Origin of the sequence: Arthrobacter sp. H20 (assembly GCF_000520515.1) — a bacterium.
Taxonomy (GTDB): Bacteria; Actinomycetota; Actinomycetes; order Actinomycetales; family Micrococcaceae; genus Arthrobacter_D.
In genome coordinates this window covers 33,719-42,984 of sequence record NZ_KI914733.1, presented here as the reverse complement: position 1 = coordinate 42,984, position 9,266 = coordinate 33,719, and the positions used below count along the sequence as shown (strand labels likewise).

Annotated in this window: 7 protein-coding genes; 2 read left to right on the top strand and 5 right to left on the bottom strand. The window is 63.4% G+C overall.

The window, feature by feature from the left end; all coding sequences use genetic code 11:
* Positions 1–254: integrase core domain-containing protein (locus Y703_RS19370; RefSeq protein WP_026552734.1), on the top strand; the 254-nt coding region annotated here is incomplete at its 5' end.
* Between the two features lie 127 nt (positions 255–381).
* Here Y703_RS19370 and Y703_RS0110920 read toward each other — a convergent pair.
* Positions 382–708 carry a hypothetical protein gene (locus Y703_RS0110920; RefSeq protein ID WP_026552733.1) on the bottom strand — a complete coding sequence of 109 codons (327 nt, stop codon included), beginning with the start codon at positions 706–708 and terminating at the stop codon, positions 382–384.
* Between the two features lie 669 nt (positions 709–1,377).
* On the bottom strand, positions 1,378–2,481 hold the full coding sequence (locus Y703_RS19365) for an ROK family glucokinase (RefSeq protein WP_173400627.1): 1,104 nt from the start codon (positions 2,479–2,481) through the stop codon (positions 1,378–1,380).
* 139 nt (positions 2,482–2,620) lie between these two features.
* On the opposite strand from Y703_RS19365, the gene Y703_RS0110910 reads away from it, so the two are divergent.
* Positions 2,621–4,429: an AMP-dependent synthetase/ligase gene (locus tag Y703_RS0110910; protein ID WP_026552732.1), complete on the top strand. Its 1,809-nt coding sequence runs from the start codon at positions 2,621–2,623 to the stop codon at positions 4,427–4,429.
* A 24-nt stretch (positions 4,430–4,453) separates the two neighbouring features.
* Here Y703_RS0110910 and Y703_RS0110905 read toward each other — a convergent pair whose 3' ends face one another.
* From Y703_RS0110905 to Y703_RS19360, 3 genes are all read right to left on the bottom strand, one after another.
* Positions 4,454–5,854, bottom strand: a complete 1,401-nt coding sequence (locus tag Y703_RS0110905; RefSeq protein WP_026552731.1) for a mycothione reductase — start codon at positions 5,852–5,854, stop codon at positions 4,454–4,456.
* Positions 5,851–7,200, bottom strand: coding sequence for a MinD/ParA family ATP-binding protein (locus Y703_RS0110900; protein WP_026552730.1), 1,350 nt, complete (start codon positions 7,198–7,200; stop codon positions 5,851–5,853). The genes Y703_RS0110905 and Y703_RS0110900 overlap by 4 nt, the downstream gene beginning before the upstream one ends.
* Positions 7,201–7,290: 90 nt before the next feature.
* Positions 7,291–9,266: pyruvate carboxylase subunit B (locus Y703_RS19360; protein WP_035764664.1), on the bottom strand; the 1,976-nt coding region annotated here is incomplete at its 5' end.

Here is a 9,266-nt window from a genome sequence, read left to right as displayed (position 1 = left end):
ATTACAATGTGGTCCGGTCAATGGGTAGGACCGGGTCTTGTTATGATAATGCGGTGGCGGAATCCTTTTTCTCCACGATCAAGAAGGAGCTTATCTACCGTAGGCCATGGCTGAACATTGACGAAGTGCGGGGAGAGGTATTTGAGTACGTTGAAGTCTATTACAACAGGAAGCGGCTTCATTCGACGCTCGACTATTTGACTCCGTCTGAATACGAGATAGAATATAACAGTACGCAACAATTTGCAGCCTAAATACGTGGTGTCCCACAAACTGGAAACGGTTCACAGCGTCGTCCAAGGCTGGAAAGCCGCCCTCAGCGAGCTCACACTCGTCCATCCCGACCGCATCAACCCCTACCTCTAAACCATGAAATCTGGATCACCTACACAGAAAACTTGACAAGCTCGTATCGAGCAGTAACCCTGCGGTCCGCTCCGGCACATACAGAGCCGCGCCGATCTCCGACTCGGTCAGGGTGCGGGCAAGCCTCACATCCTTCGGCCAGGGGTGCGCTTCAGCGGTGAGGTCATAGAGGTGGGTGACCGCTTTGGCCTCCTGCCCGTCGACCCAGGACCGCAGCCGGTCAAGCTCTTTGAGGACATCCAGTGTCTGCGACGAGTTCAAAGTGACCATCGCTGGGAGGGACACATCTCCGGTCAGCGCCAGCCGATCCCCCAAGGCCTCCGGATCACCGTCCGATGCCATCCACTTCGAGCTGGAGCCGAGCGGACCCGCGGGACCATACCCTGCGGAAGCGCTGGCAGGTCCGCCAGCGGTGGACGAATCCGCGGCCGGACCGGACGGAAATTCCGTTCTAGAAGAAGAAGCCGTGCTGCTTTTCATAAGTTAATTGCATCATCGAGCACTGACATTTTCAGAGTTGGATCGAAGTACTCAGCAGAATATTCTCGAAATTATTTCAGCCCCTCCGAATGTTGAGATGTGGCGGGCCGAGACCGTCCGGACCCACCCCACCTAACCCTTCAGCGAAGAGGGGTGCCGTCAGATTCCCATCGGCAAGCGCAGGCTTCTCCGGAACCGGAGACGCGAACCGGAGGGGCTGCATCCAAGCTTTTACAAGCCGTTGTCCACACCGATAATCGAGGAGTCGGAAGGCGCCGCCTACCGCTTAGTCACCGCCCGGGTCCAGGAGCAGAGCGATCCAGACTCGAAGGCAACCCGGATGCGGCCCTCGCCTTCATCTCCGTGCGGCATTGCCAAAGAGCATTGCCCATCAGGATCACCACAGCCGCGCCGGTGGACCAGAGCTACTCAGCCCCTGCGCTGTGCCGACGATAGCGATGATCAGGAGCACTCCAGCAAGGACAACCAATGGCACAGCCCTGCCCAAGGGAGGGGTGAGAGGGGCTCGCCCTAGTTCGTGCGCGCGCGGCCGCGACTCAGCCTGGACAAGTCCGCAGCACCCACCAGCCCAGCGAACGGACCCAGCGCTGCAGCTTCCACCCGGGCTGCCGGTCGAAATCCTCGACCCGTCAGGTTGCGGGCAAAAGCTCGCCGTGCCGGATCCAGCAACAGGTCTCCAGCAGCGCCGAGCCCACCACCCACGACGAAGGTTCCGGGGTCCAGGGCCGCGGCGAGGTTGGCGAGCCCCAGCCCAAGCCACTGTCCGACGTCGTCGACCAACTCACGGCACGCGGGGTCGCCTTCCAACGCCAGCTGGGTTACAACGGCTCCGGTAATGAGCTGCGGGTCGCCGTCGACCTCGCGGAGCAGCGCTTGCGCTACCGGGGAGTTGGCCGTGGCGAGCTCGCGCGCTTCCCTCCCCAACGCGTTGCCAGAGGCATATTGCTCCCAACACCCCCGATTTCCACATTCGCAGCGATGCCCCTGCGGCACCATGATCTGGTGCCCAAACTCACCGGCAACGCCAAACCGTCCCCGTTCCAGCACACCGTCCATGATCATTGCCCCGCCGATACCCGTCCCGAGGGTGATGCAGACCAGCCGGCTTTCGCCCTGGCCAGCACCAAACCGCCACTCAGCCCATGCGGCGGCGTCGGCGTCGTTGACCACTGTGACCCGTCTGCGAAGGATGCGTTCCAGATTTTCGCGGAGGGGTTCGTTGCGCCACGCAAGGTGGGGACTGAACAGGACTGTACCGTTGGTCAAATCCATCCAGCCCGCAGCGCCGATCCCCACCGACCGGATCCGGTACCCAGACGACAGCTCGGTCACCAGCTCAGCGATGACCGCTTCGACATGGCGCGGATCGCGGCCGGGGGTGTCCCGCCGTGTCTCGGCCAGGATGTTGCCGCGGATGTCGACGACGCCGGCCGCCACCTTCGTCCCGCCAATGTCGATCCCAATCGCGAGACCCCGCCGCAGGAACGGCGGTGCGTCGGGTGATCCAGCGGTGACACCGCCGGGCCGACGTCGGGCGGCCCGGACGCCGGGCCCGAGGCCTCGTGGCTGGTTGCGCAGCCGGGGCAGTGCCGGAGCGTCCGTCTGCCTGATCATCGGTGGTCCTTATCCCTGGGGTGGCCGTCGGCGTTGCGTGACCGTTACCGATTCGTACATTACTGGAGAGTGTTTACGCCACTTGTACAGATAGGCTAATTAGATCCCGCAGCTGTTGGAGATATCAAAGGAGATAGTCGTGCGCGAATACAGCGTCCCCGTTCTGGTGGACACCCCCCGTGACAGCAATATCACGGGGTTGGTTGTCACCCAGGCGTCAAAGCCCTCCAATCCTGCCCTGTTCTCCAAAAAGGACAACGCCGGGGAATGGCAGAACATTCGGGCGACTGAATTCCTCGCCGATGTCCAGGTGCTCGCTAAAGGTCTCATGGCCAGCGGGGTGCAGGCGGGCGACCGCGTAGCCATCATGGCCCGGACCCGCTACGAGTGGTCCCTGGTGGACTTTGCCATCTGGTTTGCCGGAGCCATCTCGGTCCCGGTCTACGAAACCTCCTCCTCATCGCAGGTTGGCTGGATCCTCGAAGACTCCGGCGCCGTCGCCGCGTTCGTCGAATCGGCACGCCACGAGAACGTGGTGCGCCAGGCTTCCGCCGCAGCAGACATTCCAGGGGTCCAGCATGTCTGGCAGCTGGACAATAACGGGCTCGATCCCCTGCGCAACGCAGGTACCGACATCGACGACCAGGCGCTCGAGACCCGGCGGCTGCTGGCAGGCCTCGATGACATAGCGACCATCATCTACACCTCCGGCACCACAGGCAAACCCAAGGGTTGTGAACTCACCCACGGGAACTTCGTCGAGTTGTCAGTCAACGCGGCGGCTGCTCTCCCCGAGGTTGCCCACGAGGGCGCCCAGACCATCATGTTCCTCCCGCTGGCCCACGTTTTCGCCAGATTCATTTCGGTGCTATGCGTAGCCTCCGGCGCGACAGTGGCGCATACACCCGATGTGAAGAACCTGCTTCCGGATCTGCAGAGCTACAAGCCGTCCTTCATCCTCGCCGTGCCCCGCGTCTTTGAGAAGGTCTACAACAACTCGATGCTCAAGGCCGAGGACGGCGGCAAGGGCAAGATCTTCCACGCCGGCGCCAAGGTGGCCATCGAGTGGTCCAAGGCTGACCAGGCTGGCAAAGTGCCGCTGACGCTCAAGGTGAAGCACGCAGTATTCGACCGAATTCTCTTCAGCAAAATTCGCGAGGCCATGGGCGGACGCGTCCAGCACGCGGTCTCCGGCGGCGCTCCGCTCGGCGACAGGCTGGGACACTTCTTCCACGGCATCGGCCTGATGGTCCTGGAAGGCTACGGCCTCACCGAGACCACAGCCCCCATTACCGTCAGCACTCCGAAGAAAATCAAGATCGGTACCGTTGGCGCACCCCTACCGGGCAACTCAGTGAAGATTGCCGACGACGGCGAGATCCTCGCGAAGGGTGTGTGCGTGATGCGGGGCTATTACAAGCGCGATGACCTCACTGAGGATGCCTTCGTCGATGGCTGGTTCCGGACCGGCGACATCGGCGAACTCGATTCTGACGGCTTCCTCAAAATCACCGGACGCAAGAAGGAAATCATAGTTACTGCAGGCGGCAAAAATGTCATCCCAGCGCAACTGGAAGACACCATCCGCTCCAATGCCCTGGTATCCCAGTGCGTGGTGGTGGGCGATCACCGGGCCTTCATCTCGGCCCTGATCACCCTCGATGAGGAGGCGCTGCCGGGCTGGCTGGATCGTCATCAGCTGCCAAAGGACACCACTGTGGCCCAGGCAGCCGAGCACCCCCTGGTCACTGCCGAGGTACAGCAGCTGGTGGATCAGGCAAACGCTAATGTCTCCCAGGCGGAGTCCATCAAGGCGTTCAGGATCGTCGCAACTGACTTCACCGAGACCAGCGGTCACCTGACGCCATCACTGAAAATCAAGAGGGCTCAGGTGCTGAAGGATTACTCAACTGTGGTTGAGGGGATCTACTCAGCACCCCGCGCCTAACCCACCTGGTGACACGTAGCTGATTTACCCGGTCTTCAGGGACAGTAGCGCGTTTTCGACTACTTCAGTGAGGGCCGGGTGGATCCAGTACTGGCCGGTTGCCATGGTCTGCGCGTCAAGCCCGAAGGACATCCCCTGGATCACCGGCTGGATGATCATTGACGCCTCGTGACCCATGATGTGGGCGCCAAGGATCGTCCCAGTGTGCTGGTTAGCAATCAGCTTCACAAACCCGGTGGTGTCTTCCATCGCCCAGCCGAATGCAGTCGACCCGTATTGCTGAACCGCCACTGTGACCTCGAACCCCTCGGCCTCGGCCTTCGCCAACGCTTCGGCTTCGGTCAGTCCAACGACCGCGACCTGCGGGTGGGTGAACACCGCTGCCGGAACGAACCGGTGATCGCTGGCCCGCAGGTCCTCCGGGTGGGTGAGGTTGTGTGAGACGATCCGCGCTTCGTGGTTGGCGACGTGCTTGAGTTGGAACCTGTTGCTCACATCTCCGAGTGCCCACAGCCCGTCAACCGGCGAACCGTTGCGAAGGACCCGCTGGAACCCGTCAACGACCAGGCGACCATCAGCTTCGAGATCCAATCCGGCGGCGGCAGCGGCCAGCCGGTCAGTGTTCGGCACCCGGCCCACCGCCACCAGCACGACGTCGACGTCGAGCTCCCGCCCCTGGGCCCCGTCGAGGACTGCGTGCACCGAACCGTCGTCGTTGCTGGTGAGCGACGCGACAGTATGGTCGAGAACCACCTCCCACTGGCGTGCCGCCTCCGCCGTGAACGCTTCCGAGACGGTGTCGTCGAGGCTGCGCAGCAGCCCTCCCGAGCGATTGACCAGTGTGACGGCCGATCCGAAAGCGCCGAAGATGTGAGCGAACTCGGCGGCAATGTAGCCACCACCGATGATGAGAATCCGTTTCGGCAACTCGTCCAACCGCATGATGGTGTCCGAGGTGTGAACCTGTGGCAGAGTGATCCCCGGAATATCGGGAAGCAGTGCCCGCGACCCGGCGGCGATGACCACCTGGTCGGCGTGGATCTCCTCACCAGCTCCCGTAACGAAGGACTTGGCCCCGGTAAACCTCACATAGTCCTCGTACAGGGTCACGTTCTCCAGCTCATCGGCACGGTACTGCCTGCCGTCCCGCGAGATCGCATCGATGCGGGAGAAGATGCGGTCCCTGATGGCCCGCCACTGCACGCCGCGGAGCTCAAGCTCAATGCCCAGCCGGCGCGCCTCCCTGGCTCCGGTGGCGAGTTCGGCAGGGAAGACGAACATCTTCGTTGGAATGCAGCCAACGTTGAGGCAGGTTCCGCCGAAGACGCCGCCGTCGATCAGCGCCACCTTCCGGCCGTCCCAGTAAGGGGTGATCAGGCTATTTCCTGATCCGGAGCCAATGATTGCCAGGTCGTAGTGGGTCACTGCAGTTCGTCCACTACCAAAGCTGCCAGTTCGACTACCGCATCACGGGTAGCGGGTTTCAGGCGGGCCAGATCGACCCGGGAGCCTTCCGCCAGATGACTGTCGTAGGGGATGCGAACCACCGTGCTGACCCGCGAACGGAAATGCTCTTCGATCTCGGCCACATTCACCTGGGCCCCGTTGCCCGAGGACAGGTTGATTACCACAATGGCGTTAGCCACCAGGTCGTGCCGCCCGTGAGCCTCCAGCCATGAGAGGGTTTCGGAGGCGAGCCGCGCCTCGTCGACGCTACCCCCGGAGACCAGGACGACGGCGTCGGCCTTCTCCAGTGTTCCCTTCATGACCGAGTGCACCATCCCGGTGCCCGAATCGGTCAGGACAATCGAGTAGTAGCGGCTCAGGATGTCAGTAACCGCGCGATAGTCGGCGTCGTCGAACGCCTGCGCTACAGCTGGATCCGTTTCCGAGGCAAGCACGTGCAGCCGGGACCCCTCGCGGGCCACATAGCTGGAAAGCTGGGCGAAGGAGTCGACCATGAACCGGTTCTGGACCAGCTGGCGGGCGGTGAAATCGGCTTTGCCGGGCGAGCGATCAGAGAGCGTTCCGCGGTCCGGGTTGGCGTCCATAGCGATGATGCGGTCTTCGCGGATCTGGGCCAGCGTCATCCCGAGCAGCGTGGTGACTGTTGTCTTGCCCACGCCGCCCTTGCGCGAGAGCACCGGTACGTAGCGGGTGCGCTCCCCGAGCCGAACAGCGATCCGGTGCTCCAACGCGCGTCGGAGACGAACAGCATCCGAGTCGCCGACGTTGACGTAACCGAAGGTTATTGTGTGAAGCAGCCGCCGCCATCCGTCAACGGGTGGCCTCTTGGTCACTTCGAGGAGCCGGTCGGGAGTCAGCGACGAAGCGGTTTCAGGCCCGTCGTCCTTCTGCCTTCGGGCGCTGCGCGCCTCGACGGACTCGGGTGCCGGCCGTGCGGCGGGCTGCGCAGCGATCACCGTGGGGAACCAGCCGTCGATGTCGGACGCCGCCTCAGGCGCCGCTGGCGCGGCCTCTGGTACTGGCGATGGTACTGAAGGCGCTGCAGCCGTCATTGCTGGGGCTTCAGCCTTACCCAAGGGCAGCGCCGCGGCATAGTCGACTGAGCGGCCAAGCAGTGCACCGTGATCCGGGGCCGGCTCGCTGTCGGCAGCCGAATCGGTGTCCTCAGCGTCGCTGTGGGACGGGTCGGCGTCTTCCACTTCGTGGGGCGATCCGGTCTCAGGCGGCTCGGCCTGGGGATCGAAGGATGGGTCACTGTCCGAGCCAACTGACGGGCCGGTACCGGACGGATCTTGCGGGGCCATAATTCCTCACAGGTTAAAACACGGCACGCCGAACGCGCCTTGGGCTCCAGCCAAACACTAGCGCATGCGGGCCCCGCTCCGACTAACCGACTATGCGGTCTCGATCACCATCAGCAGGTCCCCACCCTGCACCTGCGACACCGACTCGACGGCGATCCTAGCCACCCGGCCCGCTACCGGCGAAGTGATGCCAGCTTCCATCTTCATTGCCTCGATGGTGGCGATGACTCCACCCTGCTCGACGGTATCCCCCTCAGCAACAGTGATCGTGACCGCTCCGGCGAAGGGCGCCGGAACCTGCCCCGGCGTTGACTTATCGGCCTTCTCAGCGGCTTTGACATCGCTGTGAACGCTGCGGTCCCGCACGACAACGGGACGCATCTGCCCGTTCAGCGTGCACATCACCGTGCGCATGCCCTTCTCATCCGGCTCGGAGACCGCGCTCAGTGTGGCGATCAGCCGGACGCCCTTTTCCAACGGGATGACATGTTCGCTGCCCTGTTGCATGCCATACAGATAGTCGCGGGTGTCCAGGACCGATACGTCGCCGTACGTTTCGCGGATTGAGAGGAAGTCCTTGGTCGGCCCAGCAAACAGCAGACGGTTTAGCGTGGCGCGACGCAGCGTGGAGTCACCGATCAGCGCCTCCTGATCCTCGGCACTCAGTTCGGTGTCGCGGACCTTGACGTTGCGGCCCTGCAAGGCCTTGGTACGGAAGGGCTCCGGCCAGCCGCCGGGAGGATCACCCAGCTCGCCGCTCAGGAAGCCAATGACGGAATCGGGAATGTCGTAGTTCTGCGGGTTCTCCTCAAAATCGGCAGGATCCACGTTGGTGCCCACGAGTTGCAGGGCAAGGTCCCCCACCACCTTCGATGATGGTGTGACCTTCACCAGACGGCCAAGTATCCTGTCAGCGGCCGTGTACATGTCCTCGATCGCCTCGAACCGCTCGCCCAGACCGAGGGCAATTGCCTGCTGGCGGAGGTTGGAAAGCTGACCACCGGGGATCTCGTGGCGGTACACCCGCCCGGTGGGCCCTGGAAGACCAGATTCGAAGGGGGCATACACCCGGCGGACCGCTTCCCAGTAGGGTTCCAGCGAGCACAAGGCTGCCAGGGAAATCCCGGTATCGCGTTCGGTGTTGGCGAGGGCTGCCACCAGCGCGGACGCCGAGGGCTGGCTGGTAGTGCCAGCCAGCGAGGCGCTGGCGACGTCGACGGCGTCCACTCCGGCGTCGACGGCGGCCAGCAGGGTCGCGAGCTGTCCGCCGGCGGTGTCGTGCGTGTGCAGATGAACCGGAAGCTCGAAGCGTTCCCGCAGCGCTGTGACCAGCTGCGCGGCCGCGGCTGGCCGCAGGAGCCCAGCCATGTCCTTGATGGCTAGGATGTGGGCACCGGCATCGACCATTCGCTGCGCCAACTCAAGGTAATACTCGAGGGTGTACAGCTTCTCCGCGGGGTCAAGCATGTTGGAGGTGTAGCACAGCGCAACCTCGGCAATGGCGGTGCCGGTGGCTCGGACTGCACGGATGGCCGGTTCCATCTGGGACACATCGTTGAGGGCGTCGAAGATCCTGAAGATGTCGATGCCGGTCTCGGCGGCTTCCTTCACGAAGGCCTCGGTGACCTCTTCGGGGTAAGGGGTGTAACCCACCGTGTTGCGGCCGCGCAGCAGCATCTGCAGGCAAATGTTAGGCAATTCACGGCGCAAGGCAGCGAGTCGCTCCCAGGGCTCCTCGCCGAGGAACCGGAGGGCAACGTCGTAGGTAGCACCGCCCCAGGCCTCGACTGACAGGAGTTGGGGGGTCCGGCGGGAGACGGCGTCGCCGGCGGCCACCAGGTCGCGGGTGCGCACCCGGGTGGCGAGCAGCGACTGGTGGGCGTCACGGAACGTGGTGTCGGTGACTGCAACTGCGGTCTGGTCCCGCAGCTCAGCCGCGAATTTCTCGGGGCCGAGTGCCAGGAGCCGCTGACGCGATCCTGGGCCCGGCGCTGCCTCCCCCTCTTGGGCGACGGGCAGTTTCTCAGCGGGATCGATTTCCACGAGCCGCTCGCCGTGCGGCTTGT

Bases quoted from the DNA above. Each gene is read 5' to 3' on its own strand.
- Y703_RS0110920 (WP_026552733.1), bottom strand. From the start codon at position 708: ATGGCATCGGACGGTGATCCGGAGGCCTTGGGGGATCGGCTGGCGCTG.
- Y703_RS19365 (WP_173400627.1), bottom strand. From the start codon at position 2,481: ATGATCAGGCAGACGGACGCTCCGGCACTGCCCCGGCTGCGCAACCAG.
- Y703_RS0110900 (WP_026552730.1), bottom strand. From the start codon at position 7,200: ATGGCCCCGCAAGATCCGTCCGGTACCGGCCCGTCAGTTGGCTCGGAC.